The following is an 18,857-nucleotide window of genomic DNA, read 5'->3' on the forward strand; positions in this document are numbered from 1 at the left end:
GCAGTGCGACGTGGCTTGATGCGGCCGGGCGCGATCAGGCGTGATCAAGTCAGGCTCGGGAGGGCGGTCTTGAGATCGTCGTAAGCCGAGGCGAGGTCTTGCGGGATGACTCGGACGCCGGCGACGGCGTTCATGAAATTCACATCGCCGTTCCATCGCGGGACGACGTGCATGTGGGCGTGGCCTGGCACGCCGGCACCGGCGCATCGGCCGAGGTTCATGCCGAGGTTGACGCCCTGCGGATTGAGCACCGTCTTGAGCAGGCGGGTGGCCAGTTCGGTCAGCTCCATCAGGCCGGTGCGCTGGTCGGCGGTCATATCGCTGAGTTCGGGCACGTGGTCGAGCGGGGCGATCAGCAGATGGCCGTTGGTGTAGGGGTAGCGGTTGAGCATGAGCAGGCCGCGCTCATCGCGGAGCAGGATGAGGCGGTCGGCGAGCGCAGCGGTGTCGTGGCCGTCGGCCGCGGCGTCGCAGAGGAAGCAGTCGGCGTCGGCGGCGGGGTCGGCGTCTTTCGCGTCGCTCAGGCCGCGGATGTAATCGATGCGCCAAGGCGCCCAGAGGTTTTCGTTGCGCATGATGACAGGGTACCGCAGGTGCGCGTGACGAGCGAGCGCCCGGGCCGGGCGGCCGGTACACTGGCGGGCCGATGCGTACGTATGTTGAACCAGCATTGCATGCATGGGCGGTGGGCAATCCGTCGGCGGACGTCGCGGCGGACCGCGCGGCGATCGCGCGGCGCGTTGCTGAGCACGCTGACCGACTCGGCACGGGGAAACTGTCTGACCCGCCGGGGCGGATCATCGGCACGGGGCATCAGGCTTGGCTGTGGCATCCGGGCATCCTCGCGAAAGACCTGGCGATGATGGCAGCGTGTCGGCGGTTCAACGCGTCGCCGCTGCATCTGATTGTCGACCAGGATGCACATGAAGCGCTCACATTGGAATTACCTCGAAAGGTGGGTCGGCGGATCGAGACGCGATCGCTTCGCCTCGCATCGCATCGCTCGGACGTGCCGACCGGCGAGCAGCCTGCGGCGGATGCCGCGGCGGTGCGGCGCGTGCTGATGGAAGCGGATGATGAACGATTGGTGCCGATCATCGAGGCGTTTGAAGGCCTGCCGAATTGTCGCACACTTGCCGAGCAGTTGGCGGTGGTGACGGTGCGGCTGATGCGGCCGTGGCTGGGCGGGGATGTGCCGGTGCTGTTTGTCAGCGATTTGGCGGACGTGCCGGGGTATGCAAAGTTGATTCAACAGATGGTGGCCGACGCGTGGCGGTGTGTGCGGGCGTACAACACGGCAGTACGGCGTACGTTTGGGGCAGGGCTGACGGAACTGACAGCGATGCGCGAACTGGTCGAACTGCCGGTGTGGTCTGTGCAGTGGGGTCGGCCGCGCGGGCGGGTGTTTGTAGACCTTGGTGACAGCACGCCGATGCTGGTGGACGAGCGTGGTGAGCCGATCAATCGCGAGGCGGTGCGATTGCTTCCACGGGCGCTGCTGCTGACGGCGGTGATGCGTTCGATCGGCTGCGATGTGTTTATTCATGGCAAAGGCGGCGGCGTTTACGATCTGGCGATGGAACGATGGTGGGAGTCGTGGCAGGGCGGCCCGCTTGCACCGCGGGCGGTGGTGAGTGCGGATGTCTATCTGCCGTTTGACGATGTACCGGTGGCGGGCCAGGACGAACTGGCGAAGGCTGTGTGGTTTCGGCATTACGTGCCGCACAACGTGGATCGCGTGCTTGGTGTGGATGGGCCGACGGTGCGGGCGAAACGCGACTTGCTGCGGGAGATGGATCGTGATCGCAATCGCAAACGGAGACGGCACGCCTTCGAGCGGTTGCATGCGACTAACGACCAATTGCTTGCGGAACATCCGGCGTTGCTGGCAAGAGCTGATCAGCGACTTGCGGATGCAAGGCAGGGAGTGATCAACGCCCAACTGACTGGCCGACGTGATTGGTGTTTTGCGCTCTACCCGCCAGCGCGGTTGAGCGAACTGCGCTCGGCGTTGTCGAGTTGACGATCACTCGACGGCGCATCTTGAGGCGGCGTTGAACGCGGCGGATCGTCCGCGGCCACGACGTCCGCAATGAGACGGTCGAGGATCGCGTCAATTTTCGATTCCTCGTCGTACGTGCCCAGTTGCAACTGTCGCTTGACCTTGGCCACCACATCGCTGCGAACTGGCGCTTCGGCCGAGGGATGCTCAGCGTCATCGTTGGGTGGATGCGTGGCTTGGGCAGGCGTTGGCGTTCGACAGGTTGGACGAATGGAGGTGACCCGGGCTTTATTTTTGGAGCAAATCATGGTGTGCGGTCCTTCGCACAAGTTGGTTGAAGGTCGGCAACGGCTCCGCCGTCGTCTAGTACCGCCTAGTATGGCCATTCGCTGAACGATGACCATCGAGTACGACCCGCGTTCAGCGCTACGGTTTCTATGTACCCTTGGGTGGGGATTGCCCCTGCCTGGCCTGGTCGAGTCCATGACGCTACCTGCTTTTGCGACGTTGTTAGATGGGCTGAACCCATCAGCCGACTGAAGCTCGCTCTGCCATCTCAACCGCCCCGGCTTCCTGCTACAATTCCCGCTCTAAACGCCGAACCCACGAGCCACGAATGAGCGATACCGCATACCAGCAATGCCTCGATCCCGACTGCCAGGCCACCTTCGACGTGGGCGAAGTCCACGTCGCCTGCCCCGTCTGTGCGAAGCAGAACAGGCAGTCCCTGCTTGATATCCGCTACAACTGGGATAAGGCACGCCCGCCACGATCGTTCGGCATGTTCGAAAAGCGCTGGATGACCAAGGGCGAGCACGGCCAGGGCCGACTCGACTTCTCCGGTGTCTGGCGCTTCCGCGAACTGATGCCCTTCTACCGCGACACAGACAACATCGTCACCATCGGCGAAGGACGGACGAACCTCCAGGACGCCCAACTGCTCGCGAAGCAGATCAACCACAAGCCAGGCAACCTCTTCCTCCAGTACGAGGGCCTCAACCCCTCCGGCTCGTTCAAAGACAACGGCATGACCGCCGCGTTCACCCACGCTCGGCTCGTCGGCGCCAAGCGCGTCGCCTGTGCCAGCACGGGCAATACCTCCGCCAGCCTTGCCATGTTCGCGTCGCTGTCGGAGATGACCGGCATCGTCTTCATCGGCTCGGGCAAGATCGCCTACGGCAAGCTCTCGCAAGCACTCGAATACGGCGCTCGCACGCTTCAGGTGCAAGGCGACTTCGACGCCTGCCTCCGCCGTGTGCGACAGATCACCGTCGAACATCCCGACCTGGGCATCTACCTGATGAACAGTGTCAACCCCTTCCGCCTCGAAGGCCAGAAGAGCATCATGTTTCGCGTGCTAGAAGCGCTCGATTGGCAGGTTCCCGACTGGATCGTCGTGCCCGGGGGCAACCTGGGCAACTGCGCGGCGTTCGGCAAAGCGTTCAGCGAACTCAAAGAGCTCGGCCTCATCACGCAGATCCCCCGTCTGGCTGTGATCCAGGCTGCGGGCGCGAATCCGCTGCATAAGCTCGTCAACGAGCATGGCCTGACGTGGAACGGCGGCCGATACGATCGTGAAAAGGTGCGTCAGTTTTTCTCGGAGATGGATGCCGCCGACGTTCATGCCCACACCATCGCCAGCGCCATCGAGATCGGCCACCCCGTGAACCTGCCCAAGGCGCTACGCTCGCTGGACATCATGAACGGCGTCGTTCGCGAAGTCGACGACGAAACCATCCTCGAACACAAGGCCCTCGTCGGCCGATACGGCTTCGGCTGCGAGCCGGCCAGTGCCGCCTCCGTCGCCGGGGCACGCCAACTCATCGAGGAAGGCGTCATCAGCCGCGATGAGCGCGTCGTGTGCATCCTCACCGGCCACGTGCTCAAAGACCCCGACGCCACCGTGACCTATCACACCGGCCTCGACGTGAAAGCCATTCAGGACACGGCGCCACGCAAAAAAGTCACCGGCCGACTGGCGAATCCACCGATTCCCGTGCCGGACGATCTGGAAGCGATCATCAAGGCCGTTGGAGCGGACGAGGTTCCACCCCGCCCCGACGGCGGCGACCCGCACCCGCATCTGCCAGTAACCGAATATTGATCCCCCACGTTTCGCGGCCGCCCCGCAGGGCGCTCGCGCCGTCAGTCGGCCCTGCGGGTCAGACACGAAACACGACAACAACCGTTGACGAACCATGGCTAAAACCGCAATCACGCCCACCCGTCAAGAAAACTACCCCGAGTGGTATCAGCAGGTCGTCCGCGCCGCGGACATGGCCGAGTCGTCGCCGGTGCGCGGCTGCATGGTGATCAAGCCATGGGGCTACGCGCTCTGGGAAAACATCCAGCGCACGCTCGACGACATGTTCAAAGCGACCGGCCATCGCAATGCCTATTTCCCGCTGTTCATCCCCAAGAGCTTTCTTGAGAAGGAAGCTGAGCACGTCGAGGGCTTCGCGAAAGAGTGCGCGGTCGTCACGCATCATCGTCTCATCGAAGGCGCTGACGGCGGACTGATCCCTGATCCCGACGCGAAGCTGGACGAGCCTTTGATCGTTCGGCCGACGAGCGAGATGATCATCGGCGACGCGTTTAGCCGATGGGTCGAAAGCTATCGCGATCTGCCGCTGCTGATTAACCAGTGGGCCAACGTCGTCCGTTGGGAGCTCCGCACACGGCTGTTCCTGCGCACCAGTGAGTTTCTCTGGCAGGAAGGTCACACGGCTCACGCGACAAAGGAAGAAGCGGTCGAAGAAACGTTGAAGATGCTCGACGTCTACGTCGACTTCGCAGAGAACTGGATGGCGTTGCCGGTGATCAAGGGCAAGAAAAGTGAAGGCGAAAAGTTCCCGGGCGCGGTGGATACGTATACGTTCGAGCCGATGATGCAGGACCGCAAGGCGTTGCAGGCGGGGACGTCGCATTTCCTCGGCCAGAACTTCGCTAAGGCGCAGGATATCGAGTTTCTCGACGCGGATGGCGAACGCAAGCATGCGTGGACGACTTCATGGGGCGTCTCCACTCGACTCATCGGCGGGCTGATCATGGCCCACGCTGACGACGACGGCCTCGTGCTCCCGCCCAAGCTCGCGCCGGCCCACGTGGTCATCCTGCCCATCACCTTCAAGGCCGACGACCCGCAGAAGGTGATCGACTACTGCAACAATCTCGCGACCGAGTTGCGGCAGCTTTACTATCACGGCCGACGCATTGAGGTCGAGGTCGACACGCGCGACCTGCGCGGCGGCGACAAGAACTGGGAGTGGGTGAAAAAGGGCGTGCCGATCCGCCTGGAAGTCGGCCCGCGCGATATGGCGGACGACGCGGTGTTCATGGCCCGTCGGGACAAGAGCCCGAAGGAAAAGCAGAGCGTGCCCCGTCAGCAGTTTGTCGAGCAGCTCACGCAGTATCTCGACGAGATGCAGCAGGCGTTGTTCGATCGCGCGAAAGCGCATCGTGACGAGCATATGCGTGGGTTCAAGGATCGTGAGAAGTTTTACAAGTTCTTCACGCCGAAGAACAAGGAGCAGCCGGAGATCCACGGCGGCTTCGCGCTGGCGCACTGGTGCGGCGATGAAGATGTTGCAGCGAAGGTGCAAAAAGACCTCGGCGTGACGATCCGCTGCATCCCCTTCACCGACCCGCTCGGCGAAGAGGGCGAAGGAAGGTGCATCTTTACCGGCAAACCGAGCCCGAAGCGCGTTGTGTGGGCGAAGTCTTACTGAACCATGGCACGATGAGGGGGCATTGACGCATGACCTTGAACGCTCCCGCTCGCCGCGCTGCGATCGCGTTGCTGCTGCTCGTGCCCATGCCGAGCATCGGTGTGTTTCTTGCGATGATCGCCATGCCCGATACGGCCGTGGGCAAGGGCGTTTGGACGTTCTCAAAGATATGGCTGGCCTTGTTCCCCCTGGCATGGTTCCTGCTGATTGAGCGGGGCCGAATCCGCATGCCTCGGCCTACGCGTGCGGGGCTGTTGGCGGGGGTGGTGACGGGGTCGATCATCGTCGCAGGCATCGGGCTGGGTTACCTGCTGATCGGCCGACACATCATTGACGAAACAATCGTCCGCGAGCAGGCGATCGCAGTCGGCCTCACTTCGCCGCTGCTTTACCTGGGCATGGCTGTCTATTGGTGCACCATCAATTCGTTGCTGGAAGAGTATGTCTGGCGATGGTTCGTATTCACCCGCTGCGAAGCGATCGCGTCGCGCTATGTGGCGGTGGGGTTGTCTGCGTTGTTTTTTACGCTGCATCACATCATCGCGCTGTCGGTCTTTTTCGATTTCGGCATCACCGTCATCGCTTCGCTGGGCGTCTTCGTCGGCGGTGCGACGTGGTCGTGGATCTACCTGCGCTATCGCGACATCTGGGGGGCGTATGTCAGCCACCTGTTTGCCGATGTGATCATTTTCGGTATCGGCTACATCATGATTTTTGGGGGGTGAAAGGCATCCGGACTTCCGCTGCGCTCCAGTCCGGCGTCGGGTGTTTTTCTCACACGCCGGACTGGATCGCAGCGGAAGTCCGGATCGATCGACTATACTGCCCCCATGCCACCTCCGGGCACGATATGGCGTCACGTCACCTTCGGCACGAAACGCAGCTGGAACCCCGCCGACCCGCGCGGCTTCCGCTCCCGCCGGCATCGCATACACAGCTCCGGCGATTACCGAAATCCACCACCCAAGCACGAACACGCCCGCCTGCGCGAACATCTGAACGCAAAGCTTCATCGGCCGATCTTTATCACCCAGCCATTACGTTCATTGCTTGGGCAACAGTTGGTCGCTTATCTGCACACGCAAGGGCATCCGATCGTCGCAGCGGCGGTGGGATGCATGCACGCGCATCTGCTCGTCGCGTTGCCGATCGTTGCGACCGAGGCGAAACGAATCATCGGTCGCGCGAAGGCGATGAGTTCGTTGGCGGTGCGTTGTGAAATGCCCGGCCGTATCTGGGCGGATGGCGGCGACTTCAAGCCGGTGCGGGATGCGAGTCATTACGAGCGGGCCCGACAATACATCCGCTTCAAGCAGGAGCCCGACGCGTGGACATGGTGGTGGCCTGACGGCCTTCCGGGGGCGTGGTTGGAGCGGGTGCGTCGGTGATCCGGACTACCGCTCTCACCCGCCGATCTTCTCGGCCAGGAACGCTTCGACCTTGTCGATCGCGATGCGGTCTTGTGATGCGGTGTCGCGGTCGCGGACGGTGACGGTATTGTCGGTCAGCGTGTCGCCGTCGACGGTGAAGCAGTAGGGCGTGCCTGCCTCGTCCATGCGGGCGTAGCGCTTGCCGATCGACTGCTTCACGTCGAACTCGATGCTGTACTTCTTCCGCAACTGCCGGTACAGCTTCTCCGCAACCTCGGGCATGCCTTCCTTGTTCACCAGCGGGAACACGGCCGCCTTGATCGGCGCGAGGCGCGGGTGGAACTTCATCACCACTTTGCTGCCCTTACGCTCCGGCGTCGGGGTATAGGCTTCGCAAAGCACGGCCAGCGTACCGCGGTCCGCGCCGGCGGAGGGTTCGATGACATGCGGGAAGTAGCGTTCGTTGCGCTCCTGGTCGAAGTACTTGAGTTTGTCGCCGAGGCCCGAGTGCTCCGCGTGCTGGCGGAGGTCGTAGTCCGTGCGGTGGGCGACGCCTTCGAGCTCGCCGAAGCCGGGCGCGGTGAAGGGGAAGCGATATTCGATGTCGCTCGTGCCGGCGCCTTCCTTCGCGTAGTGGGCGAGTTCGTCGCGGTCGTGTTCGCGGAGGGTGAGGTTGTCGCCGGCGAGGCCGATGGCTTTCCACCACGCGTAGCGCGTGTCGCGCCAGAACTTGTACCACTCCTCAGCCGAGTCGGGGCGAATGAAAAATTCGATCTCCATCTGCTCAAACTCGCGCGAGCGGAAGGTGAAATTGCGCGGCGTGACTTCGTTGCGGAAGGCCTTGCCGATCTGCGCAATGCCGAAGGGAACTTTGACACGGCTGGTGTTCACGACGTTGTCGAAGTTAGCGAAGATGCCTTGCGCCGTCTCAGGGCGAAGGTAAGCCTTGGCGTCTTCGTTACGAATCGCGCCGACGTATGTTTCGAACATCAGGTTAAATTCACGCGCTTCGGTGAGGCTGCACTTTTCAAACCCACCTGCTTTTTTACTCGGCTTCAACGGACAGGGGTATTCGTCCATGTGGTCGGCGCGGAAGCGGGATTTGCATTCGCGGCAGTCGACCATGGGATCGCTGAAGCCGCCGACGTGGCCGGAGGCGACCCACACCTTTGGGTTCATAATGATGGTGGCATCGAGGCCCACCATGTCGAGGGGTTTGCCGTCGGGACCGTCGTCGGGGCAGGTGATGATGTCATTCCACCATGCGTCTTTGAGGTTTTTTTTCAGCAGGACGCCGAGGGGGCCGTAGTCCCAGAAGCCGTTGATGCCGCCGTAGATTTCGGAGCTTTGGAAGACGAAGCCGCGGCGACGGCAGAGGGCGACGATGTCCTCCATGGACTTGGATTGCGGGGCAGTACCGGGGGTGGTGGCGGGTTCGGGCATGGTTGAACGTCCTTCGAGGCGGGTTGCGATAAGTGGGGCATGATAGCAGGTCGGTGTGGGCGTTGGGGCGGGCTGAGTGGCTTGCGTTGTGCCGCCCTTGGCAGGGGCGGGGGTACAATGGAGAGTGATGGATCAGAGCGGGGAACAAGTACAGCGTGGTCGGTGGTTCAAACTCGTGTCGCGGGGTGCGATGGTGCGGCTGTTGGTGTTGGCGGCGATTTTGGCGGGGGCGGGAGTTTACATGATGTGGATGCCGGGGCAGAGCCATCGGGGGCCCTTGCCGGAGTTGACGACGGAGCAGGCCGAGCTGCGCGATCGTCTCGCGGAGCATGTGCGTGCGCTGGCGGAGGGGATCGGCGAGCGGAACATGAACGCCGAGGGCTCGCTTGCCGAGGCGGCGGCGTATGTGTCGGACGCGTTTCGCGAGGTCGGCTATACGCCGGAGCGCCATACCTACTCCGTCGACGGTGAATCGGTGGAGAACATCATCGCCGAGGTGCCGGGCACGGACACGCCGGAGCGGATCGTCGTGGTCGCGGCGCATTACGATACGGTGCCAGGCTCGCCCGGCGCGAACGACAACGCCTCCGGTGTGGCGGCGCTGATTGAACTGGCGAGGCATTTTCAGGATCGGCCGCAGCCTGTGACGTTGCGGTTCATCTCGTTTGTCAACGAGGAGCCGCCTTTCTTTCAGACCGAGGACATGGGCAGCTACCAGTATGCCCGCGACATGGCCCGACGTGGCGATGACATCATCGCGATGATGTCGATGGACGGCATCGGCTATTACGACGAGTCGGCGAGCAGTCAGCAGTATCCCGTGGGGGCGATCGGTTGGGTGTATCCGAGCGAGGGCGATTTTCTTGCCTTCGTCGGCCGAACGCGCGACGCGGGGCTGGTGCGCGAGGCGGTCGGCGCGTTTCGGGCGTCGGCAGCGTTTCCGTCGCAAGGCGCGGCGCTGCCGGGCGCGATCGCGGGCGTGGGCTGGTCAGATCACTGGGCGTTCTGGCAGCACGGCTACCCGGGCTTCATGGTCACGGACACGCTGCCATTTCGCGATCCGCATTACCACGGCCCCGGCGACACGGCCGAGCGGCTTGATTACAACCGCATGGCCCGCGTGGTGACGGGGCTGGCGGGTGTGGTCGAGGCGATGGCCCGGCGGTAGGCCTGCGTGGGTGATGGCATTAATAGGGCGGTCGGCGATCGCGATCCTGTTGCTGCGTGGGCATCATCGGGCCGACGGCGCCGAACAGCGGGGCGAGTTGCTCGACGGCGTCGCCCACGGCTTTCATCGCGCCGGTGGGCACGAACAGTCGCAACGCGACGCCGTCGTCTTCAACGCCGAGGCCCATGGCGATGGGCGGAACGTCGGCGGGCACTTCGATCGGCTCGCCGCCGAACATCATCAGCAGCAGGTTGCCCATCTGTGCCATGCCTTGCAGACTGACGTAGCTTTCGGCGGCGGCGTTGGGGGGCATCGCGTGGTCGCGAATGTCGGCGATCGCGCCGGCGGCGCCGATGCCGGTCGGCTGATCGAGTGCACGGAGGGCGGCACGCATGATCTGCGGGTCGGTGGTGGTGGTCATGATGATGTGATCGCCCTTGCCGGCGATGTACCCGCCGTACGACATCGCGCCCATGCCGGCGGCGAAGGGGTTGTCCATCTGCTGCATAAGCTCGGCGGGCATGTCAAACTGAATCTGGTACTGGGCGATCTGCACACCGTCGATCTGGAGGGCATCGTCGGTATACGTGCCGCGGAAGCTTACCGTGCCTGCGGGCTGGCCGTCGACGCCTTCGGGCAGGTCGACTTCCTGCTCGTCCATCTGTTCGATGGTGTTACGCCACGCGGCGAGGTAGGCGTCGGTGTCTTCGACGCGGTAGGTGCTGAGCATGTTCAGCAGGCCGCCGCCCATCATGGCGGCCTGGTCGGGCACGTAGAAGGCGGAGGCATAGGCGTGGGTCTGGTCGAGCAACGCGATCGACTGCTCGACGGGGCCGAACATGGCAAGCTGCTCTTCGGGCATGACGCCGAGCAAGGCTTTGATCATGCGGTTGAAGCGGATGGGGCGGTCGTCGACGGCGGTGGCGAACAGGAACGGGCGGTCGGGCAGGCGGGCGAGTTCGCTCGCGGCGTCGCTGGGTGTGCCGGGGAACAGTTCTCGCAGCGGCGAGTTGTCGCGCAGTTGGAAGGTCTGCGTCATGCCAAGGCCGCGTTCGGTCAGGTCAAAGGCGAAGACGATCGACTGCACGCTTTCGATCATGGATCGCGAGCCGTCGGCGTAGAGCTGTTGCATGGCGCGGGACGCTTCAACGGTGGCTTCGTCCATGCCGAACTCGGTCATCATGGCGAAGTCGTCGCCGAGCATGTCGGGGACCTGTTCGATGAGGTTGATCAGCGCCGGGCCGATGGCGTCGAGGTTGAGGTAGACGGCGAGGCTGGCTTCGTCGAGGTATTTGCTGCCGACACTGCCGGCGTGGGCCCGCAGCACGGCGGGGTCGCCGTCGGCGGTGTAGGCCTCGGCGAGCTCGCGCTGATCGCTGAGCACAGCGAAGTTGTCGAGCTGTCGGGAGAAGGCGGTCTGGCCGCCGGCCATGGTGAGCACGGCGACGTCGTCGCGCGGGTTGCCGTCAAAGTTGCCTACGAACGACTGGTAGTTGCGCACGGGGATGAGCAGAGTCATGCCCGGCCGACCGCCGGTGTCGATGGCCTGACCGAGGTTGAAAATCGAGAGCACCATGGGCCCTGAGTTGTCGACGCCGTCGCTCATGCCGGCTTGACGGAACATCATGCCGACGATGTCGTCCATCTCTTCAAACGGCAGGTTGAGTGCCTGCCGAAGCTCGGCGACCTGCTCGTTGAGCGAGGCGAGGCTGGGCACGACAACCGCGACGTCCGCATCGGCGGAGACGAGGCGAAGTGCCGCGTCCGCGTTGGCGAAGGCGCGCGGGCTGGCTGTGAGGCTGAGCACCATCGTGGCTGCCACCGTCAAGCAGAGCAGGTACTGTCGCATCATGATGTGGATCCTCGTGTGAAAATGAGCCCGAACGCGCGGTGCAAGCACCGCGGCTAAATGAGAACACGCCGTGCCATCCTACCTAAGCGATCATCATATCTGCCCGCGGCTGTGTCAATCGGCTAAAATGGTCGACTATGGCTTCGTCGACCCCAAATCCCCGGCCCGGCTCGCCCAGACGCGGCAAGGTGCTCGTCGCCATGTCCGGCGGCGTGGACAGCTCCGTGACCGCAGCCCTGCTCAAGCGGGAGGGCTACGAGGTCGTCGGCTGCTTCATGCGCCTCGGGTCCGACGACTCGGTCGAGGCGGCGGAGGGGTACGACAACATGTTCGAAGGCGCTTGCGATCCGACCAAGCAGCCCAAGGCCAATCGGCAGGGCTGCTGCTCGGTGAACGATGCGTCCGACGCTCGACTTGTCGCGGCGATGCTCGACATTCCGTTTTATGTGCTCAATTTCAAGAAAGACTTCGGGCGGATCATCAACTACTTCGTCGATGAGTACAACGCGGGGCGGACGCCGAACCCGTGTGTGCGATGTAATGACTGGTTGAAGTTCGGCAAGCTTTACGACTATGCGCAGTCGATTGATGCGGATTACATCGCATCGGGGCATTATGCTCGGATTGGGCGCGCTTTATCGGGGGGGCGGGCACGGCTGCTGCGCGGGGTGGATCATCACAAGGATCAGAGCTATGTGTTGTTCGGCTCGCCACGCGACCGCATCGACCACATGATGCTGCCCATTGGGGACCTGGAGAAGTCGGCAGTGCGACAGTTGGCGGAGGAGTTTGATCTGCCGGTGTTCGATAAGCCGGACAGCCAGGAGATCTGCTTCGTGCCGGACAACGATTATGCAAGGCTCGTTCGGCGGCGCTCGCCCGACCTGGTGGAGGAAGGCGACGTGCTTGATGCCGAGGGTAACAAGGTGGGCAGGCACCCGGGCCACCAGCATTACACCATCGGCCAGCGGCGAGGGCTGGGCATTGCACTGGGGTATCCGATCTACGTGACGCACCGCGACCCGCAGGGCAATACCATCACCGTCGGCCAGAAGGATGACCTGCTCGCGACCGGCTGCACCGCTCGCGACACGAACTGGCTGATTGATGATGTGCCGACCGACTGGCGCCCTTGTGAGGCGAAGGTGCGTTACAACAGCCAACCCGTGTCGGCGGAGGTGCGAGCGACCCCCGGAAGTGGTGAAGATGTGCTGGAGGTGCGGTTTACCGAGCCTGTCGACGCGGTGACACCCGGGCAGGCCGTGGTCTGCTACGACGGCGACGCGGTGATGGGCGGGGGGTGGATTGACTCGGCCACGCGATGATTGCGGCGGTTCGGGGCGTATCGCGATTTTGACCCCAAGGCCCGGGTGTGGTACCAACTCGGGATTCCGAGCCTTGGGAGCGTGTGGATGAGTCGAACGCGGATGTTGATTGCAGTGTCTTCGCCCTGGGCGAGCGAGAAGCTCGTCGGGCCGTTGGCGGACCTGGCTGCCCGGCTGGATGCCGAGGCGGTGGTGGCGCATGTGGCCCAGCTCCAGGACGAGGATGAGCACGAGTCCGACGCGACCCAGCGCGGCGAACAGACGCTGCACCTCATGACCGAGGGGCTGCGCGACGCGGGGGTTAAAACCGATGGCGTCATGCTCTTTTCCGACGACACGTCCAAGGCCATCCTCAACACCGCCAAGGCCCGGCAATGCACGCTCATCGTGCTCGGGCTGACCGGCAAGGGCGTACTCAAACGCCTGATCGCCGGCGACGTGCCGAGCAACCTCATCCGGCAGACCAACCTGCCCGTGCTGCTGTGCCCGGCCAACTGGGACGGCTCGGTCTGACCAGCCGTCAGGCTCCGCAGCATCTTCAACCCCGCAACTACCCTTGACGCGGTGTGCCGCTACCATTGCGGGCATGCAGCGGCAGCTGAGCAACCTGCTTCGATTGGCACTCGCCCTGGCGGGGCTGGCGTTTATCGCGTGGTCGTTGACGTGGTCGGACCAACTGGTGCTGCCTGTGGGGACGACTCTGCCCGATGGCAGCACGCTGGCGGCGGCGGAGCGGGTTCGACTGATCGACGGTGAGCCGGGGCGTGCGGGTGACCGGGTGGTGGTTCAGCTGCCGAGCGAACTTGGGGCGGGCGAGACGATGTCGCTGGATGCCGAGCGGGTCGGTGGCGGGCCCGCGGACGTGCAGTATGAGCGGGGGGTTGTCAGCACGCTGGCGGGTGCGCGGTGGTCGCTGGTGGTGGCGGGGGTGTTGCTGGTCGGGACGTTGCCGTTCTTGCAAACGGCTCGCTGGCTGATGCTGCTGCGCTCGCAGGGGCTGGACCCGGGGATGACGAAGGCGTTTCGGCTGACGCTGGTGGGGCAGTTTTTCAATTTCTGCATGCCGGGTATGACGGGCGGCGACCTGGTCAAGGCGTACTACGCTGCGAAGGGATCTGGCCGACGGGGTGCTGCGGTGATGAGCGTGGTGTTCGACCGGGTGGCGGGGTTGCTGTCGATCATTTTGCTGGCCGGGCTGGTGGGCTTGCTGCTGCTGGACGATCCGATGGTGCGATCGTTGACGCTGGTGGTCTGGCTGGTGATGCTGGCGCTGGTGGTGTTCGCGATGGGTTACTTTTCGCAGCGGTTCCGCCGATGGGTGGGCATCGACTGGCTACAGCGTCGGCTGGGAGAGGGGAGCGTGCTGACGCGGATCGACCAGGCGGCGCTTGCGTATCGGTCGCAGCCTGGGGCGGTGCTGGGCGCGGTGATGGTGTCGTTGCCGGCTCACTTGGCACAGATGCTAGCGACGGCGTTGGCGGGTTGGGCGCTGGGGATCGATCTGTCGTTGGGGGTGTTGCTGGTGGTGCTGCCGATCGTGTATTTCGTCGGCTCGCTGCCGATCACGTACCAGGGGCTGGGTGTGATGGAAGGCGTTGCGTTTGCGCTGCTGCTGGGGCTGCCGGCCGCGGGCGGTGAGGCGGGCGCGGGCGCGACGGTGAATCAGATCGTTGGCATGTTGCTGTTGGGTCGGCTGTACCTGCTGGTGTACGGGCTGTTGGGGTCCGTGTACGTATTGCGTGGCGGCATGCATCTGTTTCCGCAAGACGAGGCGATGGCGGATGATGAAACGCCGAGCGAGCAGACGCTGGCGGCGCGATAGCCTCGGTTGTGACGGTGGCGCGGTTGCTCGGGGTCGATTATTGGGGTAGCAGGGGGCCCTTGGCCTTGCCCTTGGCTTTTGTCTTGGCGTTGACTTTGTCTTCAGCTTCGAGCTTGCCGTTGCTCAGCAGGGCCTGGACCAGTTCGTTGACGTTGACGGTGGCGAAGCTGGTGGCGCGGTCGCTCATGGCGTAAGGGATGATGAGCATGTCCTGGTGGATGACGGCGCCGCATGAGTAGACGACATTGGGCACGTAGCCGTCACGTTCGCTTTCGTCGGGCACGAGCAGGGGGTCTTCGAGGTGGCCGATGACTTTGGCCGGGTCGTCGAGGTCGAGCAGTGAGACGCCGATGCAGTATTGACGCATGGGCCCGACGCCGTGGGTGAGCATCAGCCAGCCGGCTTCGGTTTCGATGGGTGCGCCGCAGTTGCCAATCTGGACGAATTCCCAGGGGTATCGGGGGGTTTGGAGTTTTTCGGCTTCGTTCCAGAAGTAGACGTTGTCGGACCGCATGAGGAACATGTTCTCACCGTCGAGTCGGGAGATCATGTGGTATCGGCCGTTGATCTTGCGCGGGAACAGGGCCATGCCCTTGTTCTGCACGTACTGGCCGTTGAGGGTGTGGATGTCGATGTCCTGGAAGTCGTGGGTCTGGAGCATCTGCGGGAGGATGCGAAAGCCGTTGTAGGCGGTGTACGTGCCGAAGTAGGTCACCGTACCGTCGTCGTCGACGAAGCGGGTGAGGCGAACGTCCTCAATGCCCTTCGACTCGTTGTCGGAACTGGGGAAGATGACGACCTCGGAGGGGTCCGTACCTTCGGGGACGGAGAGGTGGTAGTTGCTTCGCGCGAGCCAGAGCATGTTCTCGGCGGTTTCGTTAAAGGCGCTGGGGTTGCTGTGATTCTGGCGGACGTCGTCGACGGCGTGGTCGAGTTGGTCGTAGTTGAACGTGTCGCCGAGGCGTTCAAGGACCTGACGGGCCGTGTCGTTGTAGGCCGCCATCTCGATGAGTTTGAGGCGGAAGAGCTTTTTCTCGTAGGCGCGGTCCTGGCGAACGGTGAGTCGGGCGGCGAATCGGCTGGGCTCGTTGAAGTTGATGTGGCTGTGGTCGTCGATGACGCCGGTGCGGAAGACGATGGAGGAGATGTGCCCTTCGCCTGTGGCGCGGAGGCTCATAAGCAGGCGACATTCGCCGGGCGCGAGGTTGGACTGATCCGGATGCAGGACCATGGAGGGGTTGAACAGGGCTGCCGACTCGACGGAATATTCCATCGTGAAGTAGCTGCCGATCAGCAGCTTTCGTGTCCGCGAGAGGCTGTCGGGCTCGGGTACGTGGGCGCGGACCACGTCGAAGTGCTGCTGGAAGGTTGCTTCAACTTTGCGGTGGCGGGCGTTGAAGTGATCCAGCACGCGTTTGAGCAGGCTTTCGACCTCGGCTTCATCAAGGCGGAGGACGCGCTTGATGACGGCGCGGACGCGCTTTTCACCTCCGACATCGAAGTAACGCGTGATGACGCGGCGGTCATCGGAAATAAATTTTTCGGGAAGTCGAGAGACTTTCAACTTCGTCGCCGTCTGCATGGCTGGCGGCTCGCGCTTGATTTTTTCGGGGAGCGTGCGGCGGCGGCAATCACAAGTTAACCACAGCCTGACAGCGGCAAGCATATCGGCGAAACCCGGAGCGGGCAATGCGTATTATTCTTATTTTTCAGGATTTAGAGGGTGGAGGCGGTTTATGGTCTCGGGTTTCTCGTTTCTGGTTTTTCAAGACCGCCTTTGACGCGTCACCAGAAACCGGAAACGAGAAATCGTGACATTGCCTTATTCGGATTCCGTTTCGCCGAACAATGCTCGGCCGATGCGGACGATGTTGGCGCCTTCTTCGATGGCGATTTCAAAGTCGTTGGTCATGCCCATGGAGAGGATGTTGAATCCGTCTCGGCCGACCTTTTCACCGCGGATTTCGTTGAACAGCTCGGCAGTGCGGGCGAAGGGGCCGCGGGCGTCTTCGGGGTTGTCGGTGTGTGGGGCCATGGTCATCAGGCCGCGGCAGCGCAGGTGGAGCATCGTCTCGATCTGGTCGACGATGTGCGGCACGGCAGGGGGCGAGATGCCATGCTTGCTCGCTTCGCCGGAGGCGTTGACCTGGACGAGTACGTCGACGACCTGCTCGGTGCGGGCGGCGTAGTTGTGCAGTTCCTCTGCGAGGCGGAGGCTGTCGACGCCGTGCACGAGCTTGACGAGGGGGACCACCTGCTTGACCTTGTTTCGCTGGAGGTGGCCGATCATGTGCCAGCGGACCTCCTCGGGCATGGCGGGGGTGTTGGGCTTGGCGACGACGGCCCCGCCGAGCGTTTTGTGGCGGGCGAGGAACTCGTTGAGCTGGGCGACGCGCTGGCCGAGCTGCTGGACCCGGCTTTCGCCGAGGTCGATGTGGCCCATCTCGACGAGGCCGCGGATCTGGTCGGGCGTAGCGTTTTTCGTCACGGCGACCATGAGCACGTCTTTCGCCTTGCGGCCGCTACGCTCGGCGGCGGCGGCGATGCGGTCGCAGACCTTGCGGTACGCGTCACGGAGGGGCGATGTTCCGGGGGTAGATCCAACCATGGGTTCAGCTGCCATAAGCTCCAAAGTAGGCGGTTTGGGGAGGCGTGGCAAGAGACGACATTATCTACACCTTCAACGCCGGCTCGTACTCAATTGCGTCGGCGTAACGCTGGCGGATCGGCTCAACCACCTCTTCCACGAACTGTTCGACCTGCTGCGGGGCCCGGCCGACGAACTGGCTTGGTTCGAGCACGGCTTTAAGGTCGATGCCCGCGAAGGCTGGCTCGTCCTTGATGCGATCGAGCAGATCGTTCGCCGCGCCCTCGGCCTTGACGCGATGGGCGGCGGCCAGGCTGTGGCGACGGATCACTTCGTGCACCTCCTGCCGATCGGCGCCCTTCTGCACGGCCGCCATGAGCAGGTTTTCCGTGGCCATAAAGGGCAGCTCGGCGGCGAGGTTTGCTTCGACGGTCTTTTCGTAGACGACGAGGCCGGCGGTGACGTTGACGAGCAGGTCGAGCACGCCGTCGAGGGCGAGGAACGGCTCGGGCAACGTGAGTCGGCGGGCGGAGGAGTCGTCAAGCGTGCGCTCCATCCACTGCTCGGCGGCGGTGACGTAAGGGGTCTGGGTCATGCCGATGACGAAGCGGGCGAGGCCGGTGATGCGCTCGCAGCGCATGGGGTTTCGCTTGTACGCCATGGCCGAGCTGCCGATCTGGTCTTTTTCGAACGGCTCTTCGATTTCCTTGCGGTTGGCGAGCAGGCGGACATCGGTGGCGAACTTTTGCGCGGCGGCGGCGACGGCGGCGAGGCTGCCGGCGACCATGCCGTCGATGACGCGTGGGTAGGTCTGGCCGGTGACGACGAATCGGCGGTCGGGGTCGAAGCCCATCTTTTCGGTGACGAGGCGGTCGAGCTGCTCAACCTTGGCGTGCGATTCGGGGGTGTCGCCGCCGAAGAGGGCGAGGAAGCTGGCCTGCGTGCCGGTGGTGCCCTTGACGCCGCGGAAGCGAAGCGAGGTGATACGGTGTTCGACTTCCTCCAGGGCGAGGCTCATGTCGTAAGCCCACAACGCGGCCCGCTTGCCGACGGTGGTCGGCTGGGCCGGCTGGTAATGGGTGAAGGCGAGGGTGGGCAGGGTCTTGTGCTGCTCGGCGAAGCGGGTGAGGCGGTCGATGGCAGTGGCGAGCTTGCGGGCGACGATGTGCAGGGCATCGCGGACCTGGAGCAACTCGGTGTTGCAGTTGACGAACTGGCTGGTCGCGCCGAGGTGGATGATGGGGCGGGCCTTGGGAGCGACCTCGCCAAGCGCGTGCACGTGGGCCATCACGTCGTGGCGGAGCTTTTTCTCGTAGTAGGCTGCTTTGTCGTAGTCGATGGGGTCCTGAACGGCGGCGCGGAGCTCGGCGAGCTGTGCGTCGGTGATGTCCAGGCCCAGTTCCTGTTCGGCCTCGGCGAGAGCCAACCAGAGCTTACGCCACGTCTGGAACTTGGTGCGCGGGGACCAGACGGCCAGCATCTCGGCGGAGGCGTTGCGGGTCGCCAGGGGCGATTGATAGCGTAAATCGTTGTCCATGATTGTCCTCGACTCATTGACCC

The 18,857-nt window shown here is 63.6% G+C and carries 16 protein-coding genes; 9 read left to right on the forward strand and 7 right to left on the reverse strand.

The annotated features are described in order from the left end of the window. Positions 1-44: 44 nt before the first annotated feature. Entirely contained in the window at positions 45-575 is a 531-nt protein-coding gene (locus ACERK3_05315; GenBank protein MFA9477711.1) for an HIT domain-containing protein, read from the reverse strand. 71 nt (positions 576-646) lie between these two features. Here ACERK3_05315 and ACERK3_05320 point away from each other — a divergent pair, with 71 nt between their 5' ends. Beyond that, positions 647-2,023, forward strand: coding sequence for a hypothetical protein (locus tag ACERK3_05320; GenBank protein MFA9477712.1), 1,377 nt, complete (start codon positions 647-649; stop codon positions 2,021-2,023). Here the strand turns inward: ACERK3_05320 and ACERK3_05325 are convergent. Beyond that, positions 1,975-2,310: a hypothetical protein gene (locus ACERK3_05325; protein ID MFA9477713.1), complete on the reverse strand. Its 336-nt coding sequence runs from the start codon at positions 2,308-2,310 to the stop codon at positions 1,975-1,977. The genes ACERK3_05320 and ACERK3_05325 overlap by 49 nt on opposite strands. Positions 2,311-2,618: 308 nt before the next feature. Between ACERK3_05325 and thrC the strand changes: the two genes are divergently transcribed. The 4 genes from thrC to ACERK3_05345 all read left to right on the forward strand — a co-directional run bounded on the left by thrC (position 2,619) and on the right by ACERK3_05345 (position 7,118). Then, positions 2,619-4,106 (forward strand): threonine synthase, encoded by a 1,488-nt coding sequence (gene thrC, locus ACERK3_05330; GenBank protein ID MFA9477714.1) that lies wholly within the window; start codon positions 2,619-2,621, stop codon positions 4,104-4,106. 94 nt (positions 4,107-4,200) lie between these two features. After that, positions 4,201-5,730: a proline--tRNA ligase gene (gene proS, locus ACERK3_05335; protein ID MFA9477715.1), complete on the forward strand. Its 1,530-nt coding sequence runs from the start codon at positions 4,201-4,203 to the stop codon at positions 5,728-5,730. 29 nt (positions 5,731-5,759) lie between these two features. Beyond that, on the forward strand, positions 5,760-6,455 hold the full coding sequence (locus ACERK3_05340; protein ID MFA9477716.1) for a CPBP family intramembrane glutamic endopeptidase: 696 nt from the start codon (positions 5,760-5,762) through the stop codon (positions 6,453-6,455). A gap of 105 nt (positions 6,456-6,560) precedes the next feature. Beyond that, positions 6,561-7,118 (forward strand): hypothetical protein, encoded by a 558-nt coding sequence (locus ACERK3_05345; GenBank protein ID MFA9477717.1) that lies wholly within the window; start codon positions 6,561-6,563, stop codon positions 7,116-7,118. Positions 7,119-7,133: 15 nt separating this feature from the next. On the opposite strand, the gene ACERK3_05350 is transcribed toward ACERK3_05345, so the two are convergent. Further along, on the reverse strand, positions 7,134-8,495 hold the full coding sequence (locus ACERK3_05350) for a glycine--tRNA ligase (GenBank protein MFA9477718.1): 1,362 nt from the start codon (positions 8,493-8,495) through the stop codon (positions 7,134-7,136). A gap of 175 nt (positions 8,496-8,670) precedes the next feature. On the opposite strand from ACERK3_05350, the gene ACERK3_05355 reads away from it, so the two are divergent. Beyond that, positions 8,671-9,711, forward strand: a complete 1,041-nt coding sequence (locus ACERK3_05355; GenBank protein MFA9477719.1) for a M28 family peptidase — start codon at positions 8,671-8,673, stop codon at positions 9,709-9,711. Positions 9,712-9,730: 19 nt separating this feature from the next. Here the strand turns inward: ACERK3_05355 and ACERK3_05360 are convergent, their stop codons facing one another. After that, the gene (locus ACERK3_05360) at positions 9,731-11,563 is read right to left on the reverse strand and encodes a hypothetical protein (protein MFA9477720.1); all 1,833 of its coding nucleotides are present in this window, start codon (positions 11,561-11,563) and stop codon (positions 9,731-9,733) included. A gap of 137 nt (positions 11,564-11,700) precedes the next feature. On the opposite strand from ACERK3_05360, the gene mnmA reads away from it, so the two are divergent. The 3 genes from mnmA (at position 11,701) to ACERK3_05375 (ending at position 14,710) form a co-directional block, all read left to right on the forward strand. Beyond that, entirely contained in the window at positions 11,701-12,888 is a 1,188-nt protein-coding gene (mnmA, locus tag ACERK3_05365) for a tRNA 2-thiouridine(34) synthase MnmA (GenBank protein ID MFA9477721.1), read from the forward strand. A gap of 87 nt (positions 12,889-12,975) precedes the next feature. Then, positions 12,976-13,401, forward strand: coding sequence for a universal stress protein (locus ACERK3_05370; GenBank protein MFA9477722.1), 426 nt, complete (start codon positions 12,976-12,978; stop codon positions 13,399-13,401). 73 nt (positions 13,402-13,474) lie between these two features. Further along, complete coding sequence (locus ACERK3_05375; protein ID MFA9477723.1) at positions 13,475-14,710, forward strand: lysylphosphatidylglycerol synthase transmembrane domain-containing protein; 1,236 nt, start codon at positions 13,475-13,477, stop codon at positions 14,708-14,710. Positions 14,711-14,747: 37 nt separating this feature from the next. Here ACERK3_05375 and ACERK3_05380 read toward each other — a convergent pair whose 3' ends face one another. From ACERK3_05380 to purB, 3 genes are all read right to left on the reverse strand, one after another. Further along, positions 14,748-16,292: a glycoside hydrolase family 130 protein gene (locus tag ACERK3_05380; protein MFA9477724.1), complete on the reverse strand. Its 1,545-nt coding sequence runs from the start codon at positions 16,290-16,292 to the stop codon at positions 14,748-14,750. A 240-nt stretch (positions 16,293-16,532) separates the two neighbouring features. Next, the gene (locus ACERK3_05385; GenBank protein ID MFA9477725.1) at positions 16,533-17,318 is read right to left on the reverse strand and encodes a YggS family pyridoxal phosphate-dependent enzyme; all 786 of its coding nucleotides are present in this window, start codon (positions 17,316-17,318) and stop codon (positions 16,533-16,535) included. Between the two features lie 64 nt (positions 17,319-17,382). Continuing rightward, entirely contained in the window at positions 17,383-18,834 is a 1,452-nt protein-coding gene (gene purB / locus ACERK3_05390) for an adenylosuccinate lyase (protein ID MFA9477726.1), read from the reverse strand. Between the last annotated feature and the right edge of the window lie 23 nt (positions 18,835-18,857).

Source organism: Phycisphaerales bacterium AB-hyl4 (assembly GCA_041821185.1).
In the GTDB taxonomy this organism is placed as follows: domain Bacteria; phylum Planctomycetota; class Phycisphaerae; order Phycisphaerales; family Phycisphaeraceae; genus Natronomicrosphaera; species Natronomicrosphaera hydrolytica.